Here is a 24364-nt window from a genome sequence, read left to right as displayed (position 1 = left end):
CCCGACAACGAACACACAACAGGGACACAACAGAAAGAAAACACGAGCAAAAACGGGCCAGAACGGCAGGCCACCAGGCTCGCCGCCAAAGCGAGCCCGTCCGGTTCAACGACGGCCGGCAGCTTCCACTTCGGTGGCACGCGTCTGGGCCGCAAATCGGTCCAGCACGCCGTTGACGTACTTGTGACCATCGATGCCGCCGAAGGACTTGGTCAGTTCGACCGCTTCGTTGATGACCACCTTGTAGGGAATCTCGATGTGGTTCTGCAGCTCGTAGGCACCGATCAGCAGGGCCGCGTGTTCCACCGGCGACAGTTCCTTGATGGGACGGTCGATCAGCGGCGACAGGCCAGCGCGCAGCTTCTCGGCGTCGCGGATGGCACCGGTGAGGAGCGCATCGAAATGCTCGGCGTCGGCCTTGTCGAAACCGTGGGCTTCGCGGATGTGGGCTTCGATGGCGCCCGCATGCTCGTGGTTGAGCAACCACTGGTACAAGCCCTGCAACGCGAACTCGCGGGCGCGGTGACGCGGAGTGCGGTTCTTGTTCGAATTGGCGTGTTGAGATTTGTTCGACATGATGAATGCGGCCGGGGCCTTGAATGACTGAAACTGATGAATGCGAGTGCCGGCCCGATGGCGGACGTCGGCACTGCCGTGCTGCCTGCGCTGCAAGCGGCACGGAAGGAGGGACTTATTCTTCTTCGGTGGCCTGGCCGAGTTCTTCCAGAACGATGGACAGGTTGGCCATTTCCACCGCGACGCGCGCGGCATCGGCGCCCTTCTCGGCCATGCGGACCTCGGCCTGCTCGTCGTTCTCGGTGGTGAGCACGGCATTGGCGATGGGCAGACCGAAGTCCAGGCCGATGCGGGTAATGCCGGCGCCGGATTCATTGGAGACCAGTTCGAAGTGATAGGTCTCGCCGCGGATGACCGCGCCCAGCGCGATCAGGGCGTCGAACTGTTCGGTCTCGGCCATCTTCTGCAGTGCCAGCGGGATTTCCAGCGCACCCGGCACGGTCACGTGCAGGATGTCCTCGTCGGCCACGCCCAGGTGCTTCAGCTCGGCCAGGCAAGCGGCCAGCAGGCCGTGGCAGACGTCTTCATTGAAGCGCGCCTGCACGATGCCGATGCGCAAGCTTTCGCCATTGAAGTCTGGTTCATAGGTTCCGATGGTCATGGCTGTTCCTTCTCGATTGGTTGACTTGCGTAATTGCGTAATCGTGTCGTCCTGCAATCAGGCCCCGTCGCGGGTCTGATAGCCGGTGACTTCCAGCTGGAAGCCGGCCATCGACGGCATCTTGCGCGGGCTGGCCAGCAGCTTCATCTTGCATACGCCGAGATCCTTGAGGATCTGGGCGCCGATGCCGTAGGTGCGCAGGTCCATACGGTCGGCACGGGTCGGCTTGGCCGCCTCGGGCGTGCCGACCTTGTTCAGGGCGCCGAACTGGTCGAACATCTGCTGCGCCGATTCTTCGCAGTTGAGCAGCACGATCACGCCGCACGGGGCTTCCTGCACCGCCTTCATGGCCGAGGCAAGGTTCCACGAGTGGGTGGTCACGCCGGATTCCAGCAGGTCCAGGATGGATACCGGCTGATGCACGCGCACCAGGGTCTCGCGGCCCGGCTGGACGTCGCCATGCACCAGGGCCAGGTGAGCGCCACCAGAGGGCGTGTCACGATAGGCGACAGCCTTGAACGTACCATGGGCGGTCTGCATCTCGCGCTCGGCCACACGTTCGATGATGCTCTCGTTGCGGCTACGGTAATGGATCAGATCGGCGATGGTACCGATCTTCAGATTGTGCTTCTCGGCGAATTCCAGCAGGTCCGGCAGACGGGCCATGGTGCCGTCTTCCTTCAGAATTTCGCAGATCACCGACGCCGGCGTGAGTCCAGCCATGGCCGTCAGGTCGCAACCGGCTTCGGTATGGCCGGCGCGCATCAGTACGCCGCCCTTCTGGGCGCGCAAGGGGAAGATGTGGCCCGGCTGCACCAGATCGGACGGCTTGGCGCCCTTGGACGCGGCCACCTGGATGGTGCGCGCGCGGTCGGCGGCGGAGATACCGGTGGTGACGCCTTCGGCGGCTTCGATGGAAACGGTGAAATTGGTGCCGTAGGCCGTGCCATTGCGGGTCGCCATGAGCGGCAGGTCGAGCTGGTCCACGTGCTCTTCGGTCAGCGTCAGGCAGACCAGGCCACGCGCATGCGTGACCATGAAATTGATGGCTTCGGGCGTGACGAAGTCGGTGGCCAGCACCAGGTCACCCTCGTTTTCGCGGTCTTCTTCATCGACCAGGATCACCATGCGACTGGCACGGAGTTCGGCGACGATTTCTTCGGTTGTAGCAAGTGGCATATTCGAGCTCTTTTCCCAATTGGAACCCGCTATTTTAAAGGATTGCGGGCCTCCTCCGTTGCGCAATTACGCGGCCTGTGCGGCCTGGGTACGCTGCAGGGCTTCCAGCAACAGTGCCGGGTCCCCCAGCGCCAGGCGTTTGGAGTCCGACAGGGTCTGGCGGAAGGCACGCGCCCCGGGCATGCCGGTCAGCAGGCCCAGCATGTGGCGGGTGATGCTGTTGAGCCGCAGGCCGCGGCCATTGTCGCCGTGCAGTTCCAGCTGACGCTTGATATACGGCAACATCGCTTCGATCACCTCAGCCCGGCTGGGCTGGCGCCCCCCCTCCAGATCGCCGTAGTAGCGGGCATCGAAAGCCGCCATCAGGTAAGGATTGTGATACGCCTCGCGGCCCAGCATGACGCCGTCCACATGCCTGAGGTGCTCATCGATCTCGGGCAAGGTCTTGATGCCGCCGTTGATGAGGATTTCCAGCTCCGGGAAATCCTTCTTCAGCTGGTAGGCGTAGTGATACTTCAGTGGCGGGATCTCGCGGTTTTCCTTGGGGCTCAGGCCCTTGAGGATGGCGTTGCGGGCATGCACGATGAAGGTCTTGCAACCGGCATCGGCAATCTGTCCAACGAAGTCACGCACGAAGTCGTAGGACTCGACCTGGTCGATGCCGATGCGATGCTTCACGGTCACGTCGATGGAGACTGCATCACGCATGGCCTTGACGCAATCGGCGACCAGCGCCGGCTCACCCATCAGACAGGCGCCGAAAGCACCTTTCTGCACGCGCTCTGAGGGGCAGCCGCAATTCAGGTTGATCTCGTCATAACCCCACTGCTCGCCCAGTTTCGCACTGTGCGCCAGGTCGGCCGGCTCGCTACCCCCCAGTTGCAGGGCGACAGGATGCTCCTGCTCATCGAAATCGAGATGACGCGGCACGTCCCCATGCAGCAACGCACCGGTGGTCACCATCTCAGTGTAGAGCCAGGTGTGACGGGTGATCTGGCGATGGAAGACGCGGCAGTGACGGTCGGTCCAATCCATCATCGGGGCGACGCTCAGGGTGCGCGGAGGCAGGTCTTTCTTCATGGGCTGACGAAATGCATCAATCAAGGTTCGTTTGCGCCTTCGGGCGCGGGGGGCGACGATGGGATAGGCACACTCGTCGCAATCATCGCAATCGTACTTCGGCGCCGTCCCGACGGTCTTTCCAGCTTACGCCAGCAATGGCGGATAGCAGCGACAAATAGAAAGCCCGCAAGGCTTGCGCGTTGCGGGCTGGTGTCCCCTCTATCCTCTTCGAGATAGGATTTTTCGTACAGCGGACTCGATTCTGCACCACAAACCGGCAGTCGTCATTTCGCAATGCACAAAAACAGCGCAACAAAATCCATTTTGGACAAATGTTCATCTCTACTAGCAGCGAGATAAAGGGAAATCCGGCGCCGAAATGCGACCGGAAAGCCCGGAAACCCGCGCGATACGTCGTCACGGCGAAATCGGCAAAAAAAAAGCCCACAACCGAAGTTGCGGGCTTGAATCCAATTCTTTAGGAGGAAATTGGAGGAGACAGGTGTAACTATATGGCAGTGCATCATGGCTGTCTGCTTTATTGTGCTGATATCAGTTATTCACGAATCACATATCAGCACAACCCACCTCACTCCGGCGACCGTTGCCAGCCGCCCCGCTCCCTTAGACCGATTCTTCGCGCGATGCCTTCTTGCGCTCATGTTCCTTCAGGTGACGCTTGCGCAGACGGATGCTCTTCGGGGTGACTTCGACCAGCTCGTCGTCCTCGATGAATTCCACCGCGTATTCCAGCGACAGCTCGATCGGCGGCACCAGGCGCACGGCTTCGTCGGTACCGGAAGCGCGCACGTTGGTCAGTTGCTTGCCCTTGATCGGGTTGACCACCAGGTCGTTGTCGCGCGAGTGGATGCCGATGATCATGCCTTCGTAGACCGGGTCGTTGTGACTGACGAACATGCGGCCGCGATCCTGCAGCTTCCACAGTGCGTAGGCCACGGCGGCGCCGTCGTCCTGGGAGATCAGCACGCCATTGCGACGGCCGGCCATTTCGCCCTTGGTGGCGTCAACCACGGCGTAGTCATCGAAGACGTGGCTCATCAGGCCGGTACCGCGGGTCAGGGTCATGAATTCGCCCTGGAAGCCGATCAGGCCACGTGCCGGGATGTGGTATTCCAGGCGCACACGGCCCTTGCCGTCCGGTTCCATGTTCTGCAGGTCGCCACGACGACGGCCCAGCTCTTCCATGACGCCACCCTGGTGGGTTTCCTCGACATCCACGGTCAGGTTTTCATACGGCTCTTGACGCACGCCGTCGACCATCTTGAACACCACGCGCGGACGCGAGACGGCCAGTTCGAAACCTTCGCGGCGCATGTTTTCGATCAGGATGGTCAGGTGCAATTCACCACGACCCGACACTTCGTAGGTCGAGTCGTCGTTCTCGGCCTGCACCACGCGCAGGGCCATGTTGGACTTCAGTTCCTTTTCCAGGCGGTCGCGGATCTGGCGGGTGGTGACGAACTTGCCTTCGCGACCAGCCAGCGGCGAGGTGTTGACCATGAAGTTCATGGTCAGGGTCGGTTCGTCCACCTTCAGCATCGGCAGGCCGTTGGGCGCATCCGGCGCACAGAGGGTGGAGCCGATGCCGATTTCCTCGATACCGTTGATCAGCACGATGTCGCCGGCCAGGGCTTCGTCCACCAGCACGCGCTCCAGGCCCTTGAAGGTCAGCACCTGGTTGATGCGGGCCTTGGTCGGCTTGTCTTCGGGACCGTTCATCCACACCACGTCCTGGCCACCCTTGACGCGACCAGCCAGGATGCGGCCGACGCCGATCTTGCCGACGTAGGAGGAGTATTCCAGCGAGGTGATCTGCAGTTGCAGCGGTGCGTCCGGATCATCCTTGCGGGCCGGGACGTACTTCAGGATGGCGTCGAACAGCGGCTCCATGCTGCCGTCACGCGCGTCCGGATCCATGCTGGCGTAGCCGTTCAGGCCCGAGGCGTAGATCACGGGGAAGTCCAGCTGTTCTTCGGTAGCACCCAGTTTGTCGAACAGTTCGAAGGTGGCGTTGATGGCCCACTCGGCGCGTGCGCCCGGGCGATCGATCTTGTTCAGGACCACGATGGGCTTCAGGCCCAGGGCCAGCGCCTTGCGGGTCACGAAGCGGGTCTGCGGCATCGGGCCTTCCTGTGCATCCACCAGCAGCAGCACGGAATCGACCATCGACAGCACGCGCTCGACCTCTCCGCCGAAGTCGGCGTGGCCCGGGGTATCGACGATGTTGATGTGGGTGCCCTTGTACTCCACCGCGCAGTTCTTCGACAGGATGGTGATGCCGCGTTCCTTTTCGATGTCGTTGGAGTCCATCACGCGGTTGTCCACTTGCTGGTTGTCGCGGAAGGTACCGGACTGGCGCAGCAGCTGGTCCACCAGGGTGGTCTTGCCGTGGTCAACGTGGGCGATGATGGCGATGTTGCGAATTGCGCGGATATTGTTTGACATGGTGACTGTGGTTGGAATGCCGATTCTTGGGAGGCGCGCATTATAGCATGTTGCGACGCATGAACTTTGAAAAAACCTGTGTTTTCAACGGCTTGCCGGCACCCGGGACACTCCCTGGGAAGGTCTGCTGCAAGCCGCTCTACTACTCGGTGCTAGGAGGCCGTAGACACCAGCCGTTCCGGCGCCAGGATGGCGTATTCCTGCAACAGTCCGGTGCCCAGCAAGGCGCCATCCGAACTGCGATAGACGCGCACCCGCCCGGTCTGCTCCGGCACGGCGATGCCTTCCTTACCCAGCGGCAGGCGCTGCCCGTGCAGGAAACGGCGCGCCAGCGCGTCAGTCAGTTGCACCGCCGGGAAGCTGCGCAGCAGACCATCGACGGGCAACAGCATGGCCTTGCGGGATTCAACGTCACCAGGGGCATCGAACTGTTCCAGCGTGACCGCGCCCTCCAGCGTCAGCGGGCCGACACCGATGCGGCGCAGGGCGTTCAGGTGCGCGCCACAGCCCAGGACCTCGCCGATATCTTCACCCAGCACGCGGATATACGTCCCTTTGCTGCAGGTGACGCGGATACGCAACATCGGCGCCTGGTAATCCAGCAACTCCAGCGCATGGATGGTCACGTCACGCGCTTCACGCTCCAGCGTGATACCGGCGCGGGCGTATTCGTACAAGGGCTTGCCGTCCCGCTTCAGCGCCGAGTGCATGGGCGGAACCTGGCTGATCGGGCCACGGAACTGCGCCATGGCAGCTTCGATCTGCGCCACGCTGACCTCCACCGGTCGCTCGCCGATGACCTGGCCCTCGGTGTCGCCGGTATCTGTACGCACGCCCAGATGTACGAGGGCCTCGTAGGTCTTGTCGGCTTCCAGCAGGTCCTGGGAGAACTTGGTGGCTTCGCCGAAGCACAACGGCAGCAGGCCGGTGGCAAACGGATCCAGGGTACCGGTATGGCCCGCCTTGGGCGCGTTGAGCATGCGCTTGGCGCGGATCAGGGCGTCGTTGGAGGACAGGCCGACCGGCTTGTCCAGCAGCAGCACGCCGTGCACCGGCACGCGTGGCGGACGCGGCGGCCGTTGCGGCTGGCCGCGCTTGCTGCGCTTGCCCTGCTCCGGCGCGCTATCGGGGGAAGCGGACGCGGGGTCCGCCGTCATGTTTTCAGCCATGAAATGCAAGACCGGCCTCGCGCCCCGATGACGGGATCGCAGACCGGTTCGAAGATGATGAAGAAAGCTGCAATGCTACCTCGCAGCCGACGCCTAGCTCAGGCCTCGTCGTCCGAATCCTTGGCGCGGGTGGCGTTGGCCTCGTCGATCAGGCGCGACATTTCAATGCCGCGTGCAGTCGAGTTGTCGTGCACGAAATGCAGTTCCGGCAAGGTATGGATGGTCAGGCGCCGACCCAGTTGGGTACGCAGGTAACCGCCCGCCTTGCGCAGTCCGGCCAGGGTGTTCTTGATCGCCTCGGGGTTGTCCACCAGCGTGGTGAAGAAGACCTTGGCGTGCGCGTAGTCCGGGGTGACCTGCACTTCGGTAATGGTGATCATGCCCACCCGCGGGTCCTTCAGCTCGAAGGCGATCAACTCCGACAGATCGCGCTGGATCTGGTCGGCCACGCGCAAGCCGCGCCCGGGAATGGATTTGCTATGTTTTGCCATGCTTTAAAAAAACAATCCGTCGATGGCGTGGCGGGAGGATTCCCGCGTTGCTGCGACGGATCTTGCCAGTGATGCCGGCACATCGCGAACGATGCGCCGGCGTATTGCATTACAGGGTACGGGCGACTTCTTGCACTTCGAAGATTTCGAGCTGATCGCCCACTTCGATGTCGTTGTAGCCCTTGAGCGAGAGACCGCACTCGAAGCCCGACTTGACTTCCTTGACGTCGTCCTTGAAGCGCTTGAGCGAGTCCAGTTCGCCGGTCCATACCACCACGTTGTTGCGCAGCAGACGTACTTGCGAGCCACGCTTGACCAGGCCTTCCAGCACGTAGCAGCCGGCAATCGAACCCACCTTGCTGACCACGAACACCTGGCGGATTTCCACCAGACCCAGCGCCTGTTCGCGCTTCTCCGGCGACAGCATGCCGGACATCGCGGCCTTCACCTCGTCCACCGCATCGTAAATGATGTTGTAGTAACGGATGTCCACGCCCGAAGCTTCGGCCAGCTTGCGCGCCGACGCATCGGCACGGGTGTTGAAGCCGATGATGACGGCCTTGGAGGCCACAGCCAGGTTGACGTCGTTTTCGCTGATGCCACCCACGGCGGCATGCACCACCTGGACGCGCACTTCGCTGGTGGACAGCTTCTGCAGCGACTGCACCAACGCTTCCTGCGAACCTTGCACGTCGGTCTTGATGATCATCGGCAGGTTCTTGACCTCGCCTTCGGTCATCTGGTCGAACATGTTTTCCAGCTTGGCGGCCTGCTGCTTGGCCAGCTTCACGTCGCGGAACTTGCCCTGACGGAACAGGCCGATTTCGCGCGCCTTGCGCTCGTCGGTCATGACCACCACTTCTTCACCGGCGGAGGGCACTTCGGTCAGGCCCTGGATTTCCACCGGCAGGGACGGGCCCGCCTCGGCGATGTTCTTGCCATTTTCGTCCAGCATGGCGCGCACGCGGCCATAAGCCGAACCGGCCAACACGACGTCGCCGCGCTTCAGGGTACCGGATTGCACCAGGATCGTTGCCACCGGGCCACGGCCCTTGTCCAGCTTGGCTTCGATCACCAGGCCACGGGCCGGTACATCGACCGGCGCGGTCAGTTCCAGCACTTCGGCCTGCAGCAGCACGTTTTCCAGCAGCGAGTCGATGCCTTCGCCGGTCTTGGCCGATACCGAGATGAACGGGGCATCGCCACCGTATTCTTCCGGCACCACTTCTTCGGCAATCAGTTCCTGCTTGACGCGGTCGAGGTTGGCGCCCGGCTTGTCGATCTTGTTGATCGCCACCACCAGCGGCACGCCGCCGGCCTTGGCGTGGGCGATGGCTTCCTTGGTCTGCGGCATCACGCCGTCGTCGGCCGCCACCACCAGGATCACGATGTCGGTCGCCTTGGCACCACGGGCACGCATGGCGGTGAACGCCTCGTGGCCCGGGGTATCCAGGAAGGTGATCATGCCGCGCGGAGTTTCCACGTGGTACGCACCGATGTGCTGGGTAATGCCACCGGCTTCGCCCGAGGCCACCTTGGTGCGACGGATGTAGTCCAGCAGCGAGGTCTTGCCGTGGTCGACGTGGCCCATGACGGTGACCACCGGTGCGCGCGGCATTGCCTCGGCGTCGGAATGCTCCTCACCTTCGACCAGCAGTGCTTCCGGATCCTCCGCCTTGGCGGCGTGGGCGCGGTGGCCCATTTCTTCCACCACGATCATCGCGGTTTCCTGATCCAGCACCTGGTTGATGGTGACCATCTGGCCCAGCTTCATCAGATGCTTGATGACTTCCGAAGCCTTGACTGCCATCTTGTGGGCCACTTCGGCCACGGTGATGGTTTCCGGCACGTAGACATCATGCACCACGGCCTCGGTGGGCACCTGGAAGTTGCTTTCACGCTGGTCGTCGCCATGCGAATGACGGCGGCCCTTGGGGCCGGCACGCCAGCCGTCACGACCACCGCCACCGGTGGCGCCGCGCGACTTCATGCCGCCGGTGCCACGCTTCTTGGCATCGTCCTGCCAGGTGGAGGAGACGTTGGCCGACTTGATCGACTTCTTGTCTGCAGCCACGACCGGCTTCTTGTCATCCTTCTTTTCGCCAGGCTTGGCGCCGGCAGCCGGCTTGTGCAGCGTGCCTTCGGACGTCTTGGCAGCAGGTGCAGCAGGCTCGGGCGCCTTGATGACGCGACGCGGCGCATTCATCATGGCCTTGATCTGGGCCACTTCGTCTTCCACGGCCTTGCGTGCACGCTCGTTGGCGGCGGCACGGTCGGCGGCTTCCTTGGCGGCAGCATCGGCCTTCTTCTTGGCTTCCTCGGCGGCAGCGCGCTTCTTCTCTTCGACAGCCGGATCAACCGCCGGCGCCGGTGCAGCAGCGGCAGCAGTTGCTGCCGGGACAGTGGCCTTGGTTTTCTCGGCTTCGGCAGCGGCGGCAGCAGCTTCAGCGGCCTGGCGCTTGGCTTCGGCCTCGGCTTCTTCACGGGCGCGCTGCTGCTCCAGCTCGGCAGCCTTGGCCTGGGCGGCGCGTTCGGCCTCCAGTTGCTCCAGGCGCTCTTGCTGGGCCTTCAGTTCGGCCTGACGACGAGCCTCCTCCTGCTCACGTTCCTGCGCTTCGATAGCCGGATCGCGTGGGACCGCCGCAGCACGCGCTGCGGTTTCTTCCACGGTGGGCTCGTCACGCTTGATGAAGGTACGCTTCTTGCGCACTTCCACCTGGATCGTGCGCGATTTGCCGGTTGCATCGGCCTGCTTGATCTCGGTGGTTTCCTTGCGGGTCAGCGTGATCTTTTTCTTCTCGCTTTCCGGCGCGGCCCCGCGCGCTCGACGCAGGTGTTCAAGCAGGCGGTCCTTGTCTTCTTTCGACAGGGAGTCGGATGCAGAGCTCTTCTCGACGCCGGCCGAACGCAGCTGGGTCAGCAGCAGGTCAGCGGGCATTTTTAGCTCGGTGGCAAATTGGGCAACGTTGTTACTCGCCATTCAGTCCTCTTTTCTATGTGCTCGGCAGATGATGTGGAGACGCACCGCTTCTCAGCGGCCTTCGACTGCGCTCCATGCCTTGGCCTGCAGGGCCTTGGCGCGCTCATCGTATTTGGAATCGATGAGCTTCATTTCATCGTCGGTCACATCTTCAAATGCATTTTCAATCAGTTGGCGCGCGCGCTCGGAAGGCAGGGCCAGGATCGCGCCGAATTCGTCATAAGCCAGGCCAGCGAAGGCCGACAGCGTCTTCACGCCAGCCAGGCCCAGCTTGCCGGCCAGCACACGGTCCAGGCCCTCGAAGTTGATCAGCTCCTCTTCCATGCCTTCCAGGCCTTCTTCGGAGGCGATCGCTTCGGTCACCAGGGCGTCGCGGGCGCGGTTGCGCAGCTCATTGACGGTCTCTTCGTCGAACGATTCGATCTCGAGCATCTCGGTGATCGGCACGTAGGCGATTTCTTCCAGGGTCGAGAAACCTTCCTCGACCAGGATGTCGGCCACTTCCTGGTCGACATCGAGCTTTTCCATGAACAGCGTACGGATCAGCGCGGTCTCGGCCGCCGACTTGTCGGCCGATTCCTCGGCCGTCATGATGTTGATCTGCCAGCGGGTCAGTTCGGCTGCCAGACGCACGTTCTGACCGCCGCGGCCGATGGCGATGGCCAGGTTCTCTTCGTCCACCACCACGTCCATGGCATGCTTTTCTTCATCGACCACGATGGAGCTGACGTTGGCCGGCGCCAGCGCGCCGATGACGAACTGCGCCGGGTCTTCCGACCACAGCACGATGTCCACGCGCTCGCCACCCAGCTCACCGGTCACGGCCTGCACCCGCGAACCGCGCATGCCCACGCAAGTGCCGATGGGATCGATGCGCTTGTCGGCCGTATAGACCGCGATCTTGGCGCGCACACCCGGGTCACGGGCGGCAGATTTGATTTCCAGCGAGCCTTGTTCGATTTCCGGCACTTCCAGTTCGAACAGCTTCATGATGAATTCCGGCGCGGTGCGCGACAGGATCACCTGCGGGCCACGGGCGCCACGATCCACGCGCAGGATATAGGCACGGACGCGGTCGCCGATGCGCAGGTTTTCCTTGGGGATCATCTGGTCGCGCGGCAGGCGGGCTTCGATCTTGCCGGATTCGATGATGGCATCACCGCGCTCCATGCGCTTGATGGTACCGGTCACCAGGGCATCGCCACGGGCCAGGAAGTCGGCCAGGATCTGCTCGCGCTCGGCGTCGCGGATGCGCTGCAGGACCACCTGTTTGGTGTCCTGTGCAAAGCGACGACCGAATTCCACGGACTCGATCGGGTCTTCGATGTATTCGTCCACTTCGATGTCGGGGAACTGCTCCTTGGCTTCGAACAGCAGCACTTCCTGGTCAGGCAGTTGCAGGCCGGCCTCGTCGGGCACCACGTGCCAGCGGCGGAAGGATTCGAACTCGCCGCTCTCGCGATCGATGGAGACGCGAATGTCGACCTCGCCTTCATAGCGCTTCTTGGTAGCCTGCGCCAGGGCATGCTCCAATGCGCCGAAGACGACTTCCTTATCGACGTTCTTTTCGCGCGCCAGCGCATCGACCAACAACAAAATTTCGCGACTCATCCTTTGCGACTCCTAAAATCGACCTGCGGCACCAGGTGTGCCTTATCCACATCGGCCAGCGTGAAATTCAACACGGCAGCCGACCCATCGTTTGCTTCAAATTCCAATACCAGTTCCTCGCCTTCGGGCGCACGCAACACACCTTCGTAGGTCTTGCGATTGGCGGTATCAGGCAGCGGCACGCGCAACTTGACGACCGCTTCGCAATCGACGAAACGTACGAAGTCGGTAAATTTCTTCAGGGGGCGATCCAGTCCGGGCGAGGACACTTCCAGGCGCTCGTAGACCACGTCTTCCACGGTGAAGACGTGCAACAGCTGGTGCGTCGCCTTCTCGCAATCCTCGACAGTGATCGAACGCGCTTCTTCCGTATCAGGATCGAACGGGAAATCGATAAAGACGCGCATCAGACCGCGCGGCGCCTTCTCGAACTCGACCAGTTCGTAGCCCAGGCCCGAAAGGGTGGATTCGATCAGTTCCAGCAATTGCAAGACTTTTTCTCCATGACGACGCTGCTTTGCCGGAGCGGCAGGCAGACATCCAAAATTGAACAGCAAAAAAAAAATGGGCATCTGCCCATCTTTTGTTATCTCTACACAAATCGAGATCACACATCACGCGAACCGCCGGACTTCCAACACATCGGGGCGCAGGCGGATCTATCAATGATTTATCACATATGCGATTCGCGGCAGGTTGCGTTTAACTAACACATTATAACCGATCCAGGTATTGACAGCAAATCCAGAATTGGTGGAAATGTGAAGAAGGCGCCAAAAACGTCCATAAAAAACGTCATTGGCGCACTCCTGCGTGGTTTATCACGACGATTCGCGTACGACTGCCTGACAGATTGCGATCAGGCAATTCACCGGTTCAGCGACCGCCGCGACGGCGATTCACGCCCGGCAGGCCACCCAGCATGAAGTTGGCTGCGCTGTTGGCGCCGCCGCCGCGTTGCGGACGATTACCGCGACGCTGTCCGTTACCTGCATCCGGGAAACCCAGCGCCGTCTGCAGCGGGTCGGGTTGGCGACTCTTGGGCTGACCGCCCTTGTTGCCACCCTTGTTACCGCCGTAATTGCCGCCACCGAAGTTGCCACCCTGACCACCAGCGTAATTACCACCCTGGTTGCCGAAGTTGCCGCTGCCGCGACCTTTTTGCGGCCCCTTGTTCTGCATTGCGTTGCCACGCGGCGCATTGCCCTGCGACTTGCCGCCGTTGGCCGACTTGGCTTCGCCCGCCTGCTTTTCCAGACCACAGGCTGCCATCAGGTTGCGCACGGCATTTTCTTCCAGCTCTTCCCAGCGACCGCGCTTCAAGGTCTGCGGCAGCGTCATGGCGCCGTAGCGGGTACGGATCAGGCGCGACACGGTCAGGCCGACCGCTTCGAACATACGGCGCACTTCACGATTGCGGCCTTCGCCGATGGTCACGCGATACCACTTGTTCACACCTTCGCCACCACCATCGGCGATCCGGGCGAACTGGGCCGGGCCGTCATCAAGCTCGACGCCGCTCAGCAGCTTCTGGCGCATGCCCTCTTCCAGCTCACCCAGGGTACGCACGGCGTATTCACGCTCGATGTTGTAGCGCGGGTGCATCAGGCGGTTGGCCAGGTCACCGGAGGTGGTGAACAGCAGCAGGCCTTCGGTGTTGAAGTCCAGCCGCCCCACTGCCAGCCACTTGCCGGCCTTCATGGTCGGCAGGCGGTCAAATACGGAACTGCGTCCTTCCGGATCGGCATGACTGACGATTTCACCGGAGGGCTTGTGATATACCAGCACGCGCGGCGGGCGCTTGCTCACCTTGCGCTGGATCAGCTTGCCGTTGATACGCACGGCATCGGTGGGCAGGATGCGCTGGCCGATGTGGGCCGGCTCGCCGTTGACCGAGACACGGCCGGCGACGATGAGCTCTTCCATGTCGCGACGCGAACCCAGACCGGCGTCAGCCAGCACCTTGTGCAGCTTGGGAGCATCGTCCTCGGCGGTCAGGTCGCGGCGGCCGTTCTTGCCGCGCATCTGGTGCGCCTGGCGAGCACCGGCCTTGGCGCCTTCGTCGCGATCATAGGCCTCGGAGGTGACGTAGGAGAAGATGTCATCGACCGGCTCGGCTGCACGCAACCCCAGTTGCGGGGCCTTGGGCTTCTTGCCGTTCTTGTCGAAATTCTTCTTGCCCTGCTGGCCGGGCTGACCGGATGGTCCATTGTGCTGTCCATTGTTCTTGCCGAACTGGCCGCGTGGCTGTTCCGGCGCGGTCGGGTTCTCACCCTTGGCCGGAGCGCCCGCTTCGGCGCCGGCAGCAGCACGCTGGGCAGCGCGGTTGTTGCGCAGGGCGCGAGGACCGCGCACACCGCGACGGGCCGGCTTGGCACGATTCGGATCCACCGGAGCATCCAGCAGCACCGGGGGCGCGACCACTTCCTCGCCGACGGTGACGATGACCTTGGGCAGCTCGACCGGAGCAAGAGCCGGAGCCGCTGCCGCCACTTCAGGCGTGGTACCAGCCTTGGGCTTGGCGGCACGCTTGGGCTTGGACGGCGCGGGCGCAGATTCGATCTGCAGATCCAACTGGGCCGGAGCAGCCGGGGCAGCACTTCCGACGGCCTCGTCGGCCTTCTTGGCGCGCGGCTTGGTGGCACGTGGCTTCTTGACGGGCTCGGCAGATTCTTGCGCGGGTGCAGCAGCGACCTGTGCAGGCGCTTGCGCCACAGGTGCCGATTCCTCGACAACCGCCTTCTTGGCACGTGGAGCGCGCTTCTTCGGTGCAGCAGCGTCGGCAGCCGCAGCCTGCGCTGCCGGCGCCTCGCCTGCATCGGGTGCTGCGCTGGCCGCAGGTTTGCGCGTGCGCTTCTTCACCGGCTTGTCGGAGGTGGCGGCATCGGCCGCTGCGAGTTCGACCTGGGTCTCGTCTTTGGAACTAGTTGGCTTCATTCTTCGAATCTGGATGTGGCGGACGCGCGTCATCTTCCCGCTGATCGGCCCGCTCGGTGGTGTCGTTATGCTCGCCTGCCGCTTCGCCGGCGGCCTCGATGGCGTCTGTGCCAGTTACGGCAGCATCTTGCTCAAAAGGTTCTGGTGCTTCCGGGGAAGCGTCGTCCTGATTGCCCGCAGCGCGCTCTTCCCCGGCGGCGGCTGCGATATCCATGTGATCTGCGGAAGCATCTGCCTCGGCGTGCTCGTCCAACACTGCGGCGCCATCGACGGCTTCGGCGATCTCTGCAGATTCTGCGGTTTCCAAATGCTCCGCAGCCTCCGACATTTCCGGCATCGCTTCAGCGACAGCCTCGTCCGGCTCTTCTTCCGCCAGAGCGGCCACGCCGCCTTCGAGTGCCTGCAATTCCAGCAGTGCGCCCTGGGCGACCGCTTCGCCGCTGACCTGCTGCAGCGGCGGCAATTCTTCCAGCGAGCTCAGGCCCAGGTCATCCAGGAACTTGCGTGTCGTGGCGAACAAGGCTGGCCGGCCCGGCACATCGCGATGGCCGATCGACTCGATCCAGCCGCGGTCTTCCAGCATGCGGATGGTCTGTGTATTGACCGCCACGCCACGAATCTCTTCGATGTCACCGCGCGTGACCGGCTGGCGATAGGCGATGATGGCCAGCGTTTCCAGCGTGGCACGGGTATACCTGGGCGGCTTCTCCGGATTCAGGCGCTCCAGGTAGACCTTCATTTCCTTGCGGCTCTGGAAGCGCCATCCAGTGGACAGGCTGACCACCTCCACGCCCTTGTCGGCCCACTCGGTGCGCAGCTCGTCGAGCATCTGCCGGATCATCTCGGCATTGACGTCACTACTCTCCCCGCTCTCGGGATCGACGTACAGCTTCTTCAGGTCATTGATCGACAGCGGCTCATGCGTGCAAAGCAATGCGGTTTCGAGGACTTTCTTGGCCTCAGCAATATTCATGTACCACTCTTGTGCGTCTTGTTGTTAACAAAAGTTCGGCTTGCAGCTGCTCTCCATCCCGCAAGACTGCAACAAACCGGGCCTGTGATCAGGCCAGGTGCGGCAAGTCGTGCGCAGTGCTGGATGCGGCGGCGCTACCTTCCGGTGTTTGGAGATTGAATGAGCTGGAATCTAAGACCCGGGCAAATCGGCATCGCGGAGATATCGCGCTTTCGCAAAGCCGTCATGTCGCGGGGTTGCGGACGGCCGACTTGCACCTTTTCAACTACCGGCCTTGCGTCATGGAGACTTTGTTGTCCGCACAGGCTGCGGCGGTCGGGCGCAAGGCATCAAAAGTACTGCGCGGAGTGTAGCACAAAGATTTCCGTGGATGGAGCCTGTTGCACTCTGCGCACGATTATTTACCTGATACCAGCCGGTCACTTCCCGCCCGGCGGGTGAGCCATTCCGTGAAATCGGCCACGGCCATGGGCTTGCCAAAGTAATAACCCTGCACTTCATCGCAAGCATTTTCCTTCAGGAAAGCATGCTGCTCCTCATTTTCCACACCTTCGGCAATGACGCGCAAGTTCAGGATATGCGCCAGAGAGATGACAGCCTTGACGATGGCCGCGCTGTCGGCATCCCGGGCGATATCACGTACGAAGGATTTGTCGATCTTCAGGGCATCCACCGGGAAGCGCCGCAGATAGGACAGGCTCGAATACCCCGTGCCGAAGTCATCCACCGAGATCTGCAAACCCAGGCGCTTCAGGGCATGCAAGGTCGCCACGCTCTTCTCGGCATCCTTCATGACCACGTTTTCGGTGATCTCCAGCTCCAGGCAGGACGCCGCCAGCCCGCTCTGGGCCAGCACGTCGCTGACGAAGTCGGGCAGACTCTGGTTCAGCTGGCGCGGCGACAGGTTGACCGCCACCGGAATGGTCGGCAGACCCGCCTGCTGCCAGCATTTGTTCTGGTGGCAGGCGGTGCGCAGGACCCATTCGCCGATGGGCACGATCAGGCCGGCATCCTCGGCGAAGGGAATGAAGCGATCCGGCGGCACCATGCCCTGCTCGGGCGACTGCCAGCGGATCAGTGCCTCGGCGCCGATGACGCTGCCATCCTTCAGGCTCAGCTTGGGCTGGTAGTACAACTTGAACTCATCCTGATCCAGCGCCCGGCGCAGGTTGATCAGCATTTCCAGGCGGTTGCTGACCTGGGTATCCATCCACGGCGCAAAGAACTGGAAGTTATTGCGCCCCTGCTCCTTGGCACGGTACATGGCCGAGTCAGCCTGCTTCAGGAGAGTTTCCACATCCTTGCCATCGGCCGGATAACGGCTCACGCCGATGCTGGCGGTGACCTGGAATTCTCTATCCCCGGCCTGCCAGGGACGCGCCACCGCCGCCAGGATGCGCTGCATGACCTCGGCAATGCCCAGCTCACCGCCGGTCTGGTTCTGCAGCACCAGCACGAATTCGTCGCCGCCCTGGCGCGCCACCATGTCGGTATCGCGCAGGCAGGCCTGCAGGCGCTGGGCCACGGTCTTGAGCAATTCGTCGCCGACCTGGTGGCCCAGGCTGTCATTGATGAACTTGAACTGGTCCAGGTCCACGAACACCACCGCCGTCAGGCCACCCTTCTGGCGCGCCACCTGGATGGCGCGCTGCAGATGTTCGTGCAGCATGTTGCGGTTGGGCAAGCCGGTCAAGGCATCGTGGGTGGCCTGGTGGCGCATCTCGGCTTCGTACAGCTTGCGCTCGGTGATGGCTTCCACCGTGCCCTCGTAACAGATCAGCTTGTCACCGTCGTCATAGACCGCGCGCGCATTCTCGGAAATCCAGATGATGTCGCCATCGCGCCGGTACACCCGCGACTCGAAATTGGAGACCGAGCCATGCTGCTCCATCAGCCGCATGAATTCGGTACGTCGCTCCGGCTCCACATAGAGTTGGTGGCTGATGTCGCGCAGGCCCACGATCAGGTCTTCCGGTGAGTGGTACCCATAGATGCGGGCCAGCGCCGGGTTCACGGCGATATAGGTGCCGTCGGGCGAGGTCTGGAATACGCCCTCGATGGCGTTCTCGAAGATGCTGCGATAGCGCCGTTCGGCCTCCTGCAGGGCCTGCGCGGCTTCCTTGCGTTCGGTCACATCCTGCAGGAAGCCCTCCATGGCCTCCACCTTCCCGGCGCCGTTGTAAAGTCCCACGCCCCGCTCCCACACCCAGCGCAAGCTGCCATCGGCGTGCAGGATACGGTACTCGATGTCGATACGGCGCCGCTCGCGCAGGCATGCCTCGATATGGGCGCGGACCATGTCGCGGTCATCCGGATGGGTCAGTTCGAGGAAGGACAGCCGGCCGTTGAGCAGCAGGTCTTCCGGCACGTAACCGGTCAGCGCCTGACAACCGTCGCTGACGAATTCCAGCGTCCAGTAGGCATCGTCGCGGCAACGGTAGACCATGCCGTCCAGGTTGGCCAGCAAGGTTTCCAGCAGGCGCGGCGGACGCGCCATGGCAACGACCGCCTGGTCCTGGCCGGGCTCATGGCGGCACAGGGCGCGTGAAGCAACTGTTTTCATAACGACATCGTGTCTCTCGCCTCTGCTGTGCAGGAGCTGGTGTGGTTGTGGAGATTGAGGACGCCTGGGCGGCCAAATCCCCAAGGCTGCCCGCGTGATGATTCAACAAAGCAATAAGGATGCCACTGTCGCCCCGCCATGGGCCTGCCCGCCAACGCTGGCAGGCAAGCCCGCTAAATCGGCGGGAAACACCCCTCAGTTCGTCCCGCACGGCATTGGCCACTGGGCGTTAGAATCCTGCTAACCCCGCCTACTGACCAACTGGTCGGTACCGGTTCAACAATGACAACAAACGGACTTTTCCATGTGGGCAAATCGGTATCTGGTTTTCTGGGCGGTGATCGCATTGACTGCCGCCCTGCTGGCACTGGCGGCCACCCATGCCCTGAACTGGGCCTGGGTCGTGATTCCGCTAGCCTTGAGCGCAGTCGGCATCCATGACCTGGTACAACGGCGCCACGCCGTCCTGCGCAACTATCCCCTGATCGGTCATTTCCGTTTCATGTTCGAATCGATCCGTCCGGAACTGCGCCAGTATTTCTTCGAAGACGAAATGGATGGCCGCCCCTTCTCGCGCAAGAAGCGCAGCATCGTCTACCAGCGCGCCAAGGCCGAGGTCGACAGCCGCCCCTTCGGCACCGAGCTGGACATGCAACAGGCCGGCCACGAATGGATCGGCCATTCGCTCTCCCCGACCAAGATCGCCAGCCACGACTTCCGCGTGACGGTCGGCGCCGATCGTGCCCAGCCGTATTCGATGTCGGTCTTCAACGTCTCGGCGATGAGTTTCGGCTCGCTCTCGGCCAATGCCATCCGGGCCCTGAACCAGGGCGCCCAAAAAGGTAATTTCGCCCACGACACCGGCGAAGGCTCGGTCTCCGAATACCACCGAGAATTCGGCGGCGACCTGGTCTGGCAGATCGCCTCCGGCTATTTTGGCTGTCGCAATGCCGATGGCAGCTTCAATGAAGAAAAATTCACCGCCCAGGCGCAGTCACCGCAGATCAAGATGATCGAAGTGAAGCTGTCGCAAGGCGCCAAACCCGGCCATGGCGGGGTCTTGCCGGCGGCCAAGATCACCCCCGAAATCGCCGCTACCCGCGGCATCCCCATGGGCGTGGACTGTATTTCGCCGGCGGTGCACTCTTCCTTCTCCAATCCCGTCGGGCTGCTGGAATTCATCGAGAAACTGCGCGGCCTGTCCGGCGGCAAGCCGGTCGGCATCAAGCTGTGCGTGGGCCATCCCTGGGAATTCTTCGGCATCGCCAAGGCCATGCTCAAGACCGGCATCGTCCCCGACTTCATCACCGTCGACGGCTCCGAGGGCGGCACCGGCGCAGCGCCCCTGGAGTTCGTCGACCACGTCGGCATGCCACTGCAGGAAGGCCTGGTCATGGTCCACAACACGTTGGTGGGCATCGGCCTGCGTGACAAGGTCAAGATCGGCGCCAGTGGCAAGATCGTCACCGCCTTCGACGTGGCGCGCACGCTGGCACTGGGGGCGGACTGGTGCAATTCGGCGCGCGGCTTCATGTTTGCCCTGGGCTGCATCCAGTCGCAGAGCTGCCATACCGACCGCTGCCCTACCGGCGTGGCGACCCAGAACGCCAATCGTGCCCGCGCCCTGGTGGTGCCGGACAAGGCCGAACGGGTTCATCGCTTCCACCAGAGCACCCTGCATGCCTTGCAGGAACTGGTACAGGCGGCCGGCCTGCCGCACACTTCGGCGCTGCGCCCGCATCACATCGTGCGGCGCATCAATGATCACGAGATCCAGTTGATGTCCAACGTGTTGAAGTACCTGCAGCCCAATGATCTCATCGAGGGCAACTACCGCTATCGGGTCTATGAAAAGTTCTGGCCGATCGCCCGCGCCGAGAGCTTTCACCCGGAATTCTGAAGCAGCCGCCCGGCAGCAGACAACAAAAAACCCGCAGCTCAGAGAGTTGCGGGTTTTTTCATGCTGCCAGCCATCGCTGGCATGGCAGAAACCTACTTGCGCTTCATGAAGAAGATGAACTCATGTTCATCATTCTGCGACTGCTCCAGCAGATCGTTACCGGTCTGCTTGGCAAAGGCCTGGAAATCGCGCACGGAACCGGTATCGGTGGCGGTCACCCTGAGTACCTGGCCACTGGCCATATCGGCCAGCGCTTTTTTGGTCTTGAGGATGGGCAACGGACAGTTCAGCCCGCGCGCATCAAGTTCCCGGTGGAATTGAATAGTCATTACTTCGACTCAAAATGGATCACGACGAAAACGATTTTACTGCAAAATGCGCCGACTTGATGCATTGCACAAGTTCTGTTGTTTTCGCCGCACTAAGCTTGTGCAAAAGAAAGCTTTTTGCCGCAGTGGACGTCGGCGCCCACCTGTTGTCGCCTTGACTACTTCAGTACCACCGGCGCCTCGATGGGCGTACTGGAACCGGCAAATTCCACATATTGCACCGGCTGCTCTCGCTGGCGCATCCAGTCCGCCACGGCATGGCCGGTACCGGCCGGCCAGGGTCGCAGGTCGGCCGGGGCCGACAGGCGATACTCCAACAGCTCAGGCGAGAGCTTGATGACACCGGTCGCCTTGACGTAGTAGGCGATGATCAGCTCGTTCTTGCGCATGAATTCATAGACGCCGATGAGCTCGATATGCTGGGCGTCCAGGTCGGTCTCTTCCTTCAGTTCGCGGGCGATGCCCTGCTCGGGCGTCTCGTCGCGTTCCATGAAACCGGTGATGAGCGCAAAGCGCCCTTCAGCCCAGGCGGCATTGCGTGCCGTCAACATCTTGCCGTCGATCTCCACCAGCGCGGCGAGTACCGGCAGTGGGTTGTCCCAATGCGTCCAGTGACCATCGGGACAGGCCAGGCGGACCTTGCCCGCCTCGCCTTCATCGGCGCGCAGCACCAGCGAAGCTGCGCAAACCGGGCAGAACTTGAAATCGCTCATGGGTGCTCCGCGCCGGGTTCAGGTTACAGCTTGGTCTGGACCCAGCCGGCCACGCCCTGCAGCGCGCCCGGAAGGGCCGCCGGCTCGGTGCCACCAGCCTGGGCCATGTCCGGACGACCGCCACCCTTGCCACCCACCTGCTGGGCGACGAAGTTGACCAGTTCGCCGGCCTTGACCTTGGAAGTAGCATCGGCCGTCACGCCCGCGATCAGGCTGACCTTGCCATCCTTGACGCTGCCCAGAACGATGGCGGCGGTCTTGAGCTTGTCCTTCAACTTGTCCATGGTCTCGCGCAGGGTCGCCACGTCGGCGCCTTCCAGCGTCGCCGCCAACACCTTGATGCCGTTGATGTCGACCGCCTGGCTCACCAGTTCGTCGCCCTGGCTGGAGGCCAGCTTGGACTTCAGCGATGCCAGCTCCTTTTCCAGCGCCTTGACCTGGTCCTGCACCTGACCGATGCGCGGCAGCAGTTCTTCCGGCTGGGTCTTCAGGGCGGCAGCGGCCTCGGCCACCCGGGCCGACAGCGACTGCACCAGCGCCAGCGCGCCTTCGCCGGTGACCGCTTCAACCCGGCGGATGCCGGCCGCGACGCCACCTTCGGAGACGATCTTGAACAGGCCGATATCACCGGTACGCGTCACGTGGGTACCGCCGCACAGCTCGGTGGAGGTACCGATGGAGAGCACGCGCACCTGGTCGCCATACTTTTCGCCGAACAGCGCCATGGCGCCGGCGGCAATCGCGTCGTCGTAACCCATCAATTGGGCGCCGGTGGCGACATTGGCCAGCACTTCGCGGTTGACGATGTCTTCCACGCGACGGATTTCGTCGGCGGTCATCGGCGCGTTGTGGCTGAAGTCGAAACGGGTCTTGTCGGCATCCACCAGCGAACCCTTCTGCGACACGTGCGCGCCCAGCACCTCGCGCAGGGCCTTGTGCATCAGGTGGGTGGCCGAGTGGTTGCGCACGGTACGGGCGCGCTGCTCGGCATCGACCTTGGCCTGGACGGCATCGCCGATGGCCAGGCTGCCCTTGATCAGTTGTCCGTGATGGCCGAACACCTCGGCCTGGATCTTCTGGGTATCAGCAACGGCAAACAGGGCATCGGCCGCTTCCAGCGCACCGGCATCGCCCGACTGGCCGCCGGATTCGGCGTAGAACGGGGTGGTATCGAGCACCACGATGGCATCCTGGCCGGCCTCGATCTTCTGCACCGGGCTGCCGGCCACGTACAGGGCCACGACCTTGGCGTCCTGCGCCAGGGATTCGTAGCCGACGAAGCGGGTCTTGTCGCCGGTGTACTCGATGGCCGCGGCCATCTTGAACTTGCCGGCGGCACGGGCGGCGCTCTTCTGGCGTTCCATGGCGGCGGTGAAGCCGGCTTCATCCAGTTCGACATTGCGCTCGCGGCAGATGTCGGCGGTCAGGTCCAGCGGGAAACCGTAGGTGTCGTACAGGGTGAAGGCGGTCTCGCCGTCCAGCTTGCCGGTATTGGCAGCCAGTGCGGCTTCCAGGATCTTCATGCCGTGTTCCAGGGTTTCGCCGAAACGTTCTTCTTCCTGCTTCAGGACCATCTCGACGCGCTCGGCGGCTTCCGGCAGTTCCGGATAGGCGGCGCCCATCTGCACCACCAGGTCCTTGACCAGCTTGTGGAAGAAGGGCTTGGTCTGGCCCAGCTTGTGGCCATGACGCAGGGCGCGGCGGATGATACGGCGCAGCACGTAGCCGCGACCTTCATTGCCGGGGATGACGCCGTCGACGATCAGGAAGGAAGTCGCGCGAATGTGGTCAGCGATCACGCGCAGCGAGGCGTTGGACAGGTCGCTGATGCCGGTTTCGCGGGCCGCGGCCTTGATCAGTGCCTGGAACAGGTCGATCTCGTAGTTGCTGTGAACGTGTTGCAGGATGGCCGCCAGGCGCTCCAGGCCCATGCCGGTATCGACGCAGGGCGCCGGCAGCGGGGTCAGGGTGTATTCGCCGGTGGCCGCATCGAGCTGGCGGTCGAACTGCATGAACACGTTGTTCCAGATTTCGATGTAGCGGTCGCCGTCGGCGTCCGGGCTACCCGGGGGGCCGCCCCAGACGTCCGGGCCGTGATCGTAGAAGATTTCCGAGCAAGGGCCGCAGGGGCCGGTCTCGGCCATCTGCCAGAAGTTGTCGGAGGCATAGGGGGCACCCTTGTTGTCGCCGATGCGCACCACACGCTCCGGCGGCAGGCCGATTTCCTTGGTCCAGATGTCGTAGGCCTCGTCATCGGTCTGGTAGACCGTGGCCCAGAGCTTGTCGGCCGGCAGGCCATAGACCTGGGTCAGCAGTTCCCAGGCCCACTTCAGCGATTCGCGCTTGAAGTAGTCGCCGAAGGACCAGTTGCCCAGCATTTCGAAGAAGGTATGGTGACGGGCGGTGTAGCCGACGTTTTCCAGGTCGTTGTGCTTGCCGCCGGCGCGCAGGCAGCGCTGCACGGAGGTGGCGCGCACGTAGTTGCGCTTGTCGGTGCCCAGGAACACGTCCTTGAACTGAACCATGCCCGAATTGGTGAACAGCAGGGTCGGGTCATTGCCCGGCACCAGGCTGGAGGAACGGACGATGGTGTGTTCTTTGGATTCAAAGAATTTCAGAAACTTGTCGCGAATTTCGGCTGAGTTCATGTTCGAAGACGGATAAATGGACCTGATGCTGCCAGAAAGAGGCAGGTTCGGCCCGGATGATAGTCGGTGCAAAAAACGATTGCGAACCGATGATTATACGTGATCCGGCGTCGATGGGCGGGCTTCAAGGGTCCCCTCCGGCAGGCTCGTGCAAGCCCATGCGGGC

General features: G+C 62.6%; 17 protein-coding genes. 1 reads left to right on the top strand and 16 read right to left on the bottom strand.

Going from position 1 to position 24364, the window contains the following annotated elements; translation table 11 throughout:
- Positions 1-105: 105 nt before the first annotated feature.
- The 13 genes from nusB to I5R65_RS16450 form a co-directional block, all read right to left on the bottom strand.
- Complete coding sequence (gene nusB / locus I5R65_RS16510; RefSeq protein ID WP_039877107.1) at positions 106-576, bottom strand: transcription antitermination factor NusB; 471 nt, start codon at positions 574-576, stop codon at positions 106-108.
- Positions 577-691: 115 nt separating this feature from the next.
- Positions 692-1177, bottom strand: coding sequence for a 6,7-dimethyl-8-ribityllumazine synthase (gene ribH / locus I5R65_RS16505; protein WP_006465461.1), 486 nt, complete (start codon positions 1175-1177; stop codon positions 692-694).
- Positions 1178-1234: 57 nt separating this feature from the next.
- Positions 1235-2356: a bifunctional 3,4-dihydroxy-2-butanone-4-phosphate synthase/GTP cyclohydrolase II gene (gene ribBA / locus I5R65_RS16500; RefSeq protein WP_180668940.1), complete on the bottom strand. Its 1122-nt coding sequence runs from the start codon at positions 2354-2356 to the stop codon at positions 1235-1237.
- A 66-nt stretch (positions 2357-2422) separates the two neighbouring features.
- A complete protein-coding gene (gene dusA / locus I5R65_RS16495; RefSeq protein WP_180668939.1) occupies positions 2423-3436 on the bottom strand; it encodes a tRNA dihydrouridine(20/20a) synthase DusA in 1014 nt (337 codons plus the stop codon).
- Positions 3437-4042: 606 nt separating this feature from the next.
- A complete protein-coding gene (gene typA, locus I5R65_RS16490) occupies positions 4043-5884 on the bottom strand; it encodes a translational GTPase TypA (protein WP_180668938.1) in 1842 nt (613 codons plus the stop codon).
- A 152-nt stretch (positions 5885-6036) separates the two neighbouring features.
- Positions 6037-7053, bottom strand: coding sequence for a tRNA pseudouridine(55) synthase TruB (gene truB / locus I5R65_RS16485; RefSeq protein ID WP_180668937.1), 1017 nt, complete (start codon positions 7051-7053; stop codon positions 6037-6039).
- A gap of 98 nt (positions 7054-7151) precedes the next feature.
- Positions 7152-7544, bottom strand: a complete 393-nt coding sequence (rbfA, locus tag I5R65_RS16480) for a 30S ribosome-binding factor RbfA (RefSeq protein ID WP_013235544.1) — start codon at positions 7542-7544, stop codon at positions 7152-7154.
- Between the two features lie 109 nt (positions 7545-7653).
- Positions 7654-10524: a translation initiation factor IF-2 gene (infB, locus tag I5R65_RS16475; protein WP_180668936.1), complete on the bottom strand. Its 2871-nt coding sequence runs from the start codon at positions 10522-10524 to the stop codon at positions 7654-7656.
- A gap of 51 nt (positions 10525-10575) precedes the next feature.
- Positions 10576-12135 carry a transcription termination factor NusA gene (gene nusA / locus I5R65_RS16470; RefSeq protein WP_180668935.1) on the bottom strand — a complete coding sequence of 520 codons (1560 nt, stop codon included), beginning with the start codon at positions 12133-12135 and terminating at the stop codon, positions 10576-10578.
- Positions 12132-12626 (bottom strand): ribosome maturation factor RimP, encoded by a 495-nt coding sequence (gene rimP, locus I5R65_RS16465; protein WP_180668934.1) that lies wholly within the window; start codon positions 12624-12626, stop codon positions 12132-12134. The genes nusA and rimP overlap by 4 nt, the downstream gene beginning before the upstream one ends.
- Before the next feature lie 385 nt (positions 12627-13011).
- The gene (gene rluB, locus I5R65_RS16460; RefSeq protein WP_180668933.1) at positions 13012-15072 is read right to left on the bottom strand and encodes a 23S rRNA pseudouridine(2605) synthase RluB; all 2061 of its coding nucleotides are present in this window, start codon (positions 15070-15072) and stop codon (positions 13012-13014) included.
- Entirely contained in the window at positions 15059-16045 is a 987-nt protein-coding gene (gene scpB, locus I5R65_RS16455; protein WP_180668932.1) for an SMC-Scp complex subunit ScpB, read from the bottom strand. The genes rluB and scpB overlap by 14 nt, the downstream gene beginning before the upstream one ends.
- A 397-nt stretch (positions 16046-16442) precedes the next feature.
- Positions 16443-18608 carry a bifunctional diguanylate cyclase/phosphodiesterase gene (locus tag I5R65_RS16450; RefSeq protein WP_180668931.1) on the bottom strand — a complete coding sequence of 722 codons (2166 nt, stop codon included), beginning with the start codon at positions 18606-18608 and terminating at the stop codon, positions 16443-16445.
- 304 nt (positions 18609-18912) lie between these two features.
- Here I5R65_RS16450 and I5R65_RS16445 point away from each other — a divergent pair, with 304 nt between their 5' ends.
- Positions 18913-20508 carry an FMN-binding glutamate synthase family protein gene (locus I5R65_RS16445; RefSeq protein ID WP_180668930.1) on the top strand — a complete coding sequence of 532 codons (1596 nt, stop codon included), beginning with the start codon at positions 18913-18915 and terminating at the stop codon, positions 20506-20508.
- Between the two features lie 92 nt (positions 20509-20600).
- Here I5R65_RS16445 and I5R65_RS16440 read toward each other — a convergent pair whose 3' ends face one another.
- The 3 genes from I5R65_RS16440 to alaS all read right to left on the bottom strand — a co-directional run bounded on the left by I5R65_RS16440 (position 20601) and on the right by alaS (position 24198).
- The gene (locus I5R65_RS16440; protein WP_006464319.1) at positions 20601-20837 is read right to left on the bottom strand and encodes a sulfurtransferase TusA family protein; all 237 of its coding nucleotides are present in this window, start codon (positions 20835-20837) and stop codon (positions 20601-20603) included.
- Between the two features lie 158 nt (positions 20838-20995).
- Complete coding sequence (locus tag I5R65_RS16435; protein WP_180668929.1) at positions 20996-21550, bottom strand: NUDIX domain-containing protein; 555 nt, start codon at positions 21548-21550, stop codon at positions 20996-20998.
- A 23-nt stretch (positions 21551-21573) separates the two neighbouring features.
- Complete coding sequence (gene alaS, locus I5R65_RS16430; RefSeq protein ID WP_180668928.1) at positions 21574-24198, bottom strand: alanine--tRNA ligase; 2625 nt, start codon at positions 24196-24198, stop codon at positions 21574-21576.
- Between the last annotated feature and the right edge of the window lie 166 nt (positions 24199-24364).

Source organism: Herbaspirillum sp. AP02 (genome assembly GCF_015767275.1).
GTDB lineage: Bacteria > Pseudomonadota > Gammaproteobacteria > Burkholderiales > Burkholderiaceae_D > Herbaspirillum.
Note: the sequence above shows the minus strand (reverse complement) of the source record. Positions and strands in the feature narration are given on the sequence as shown.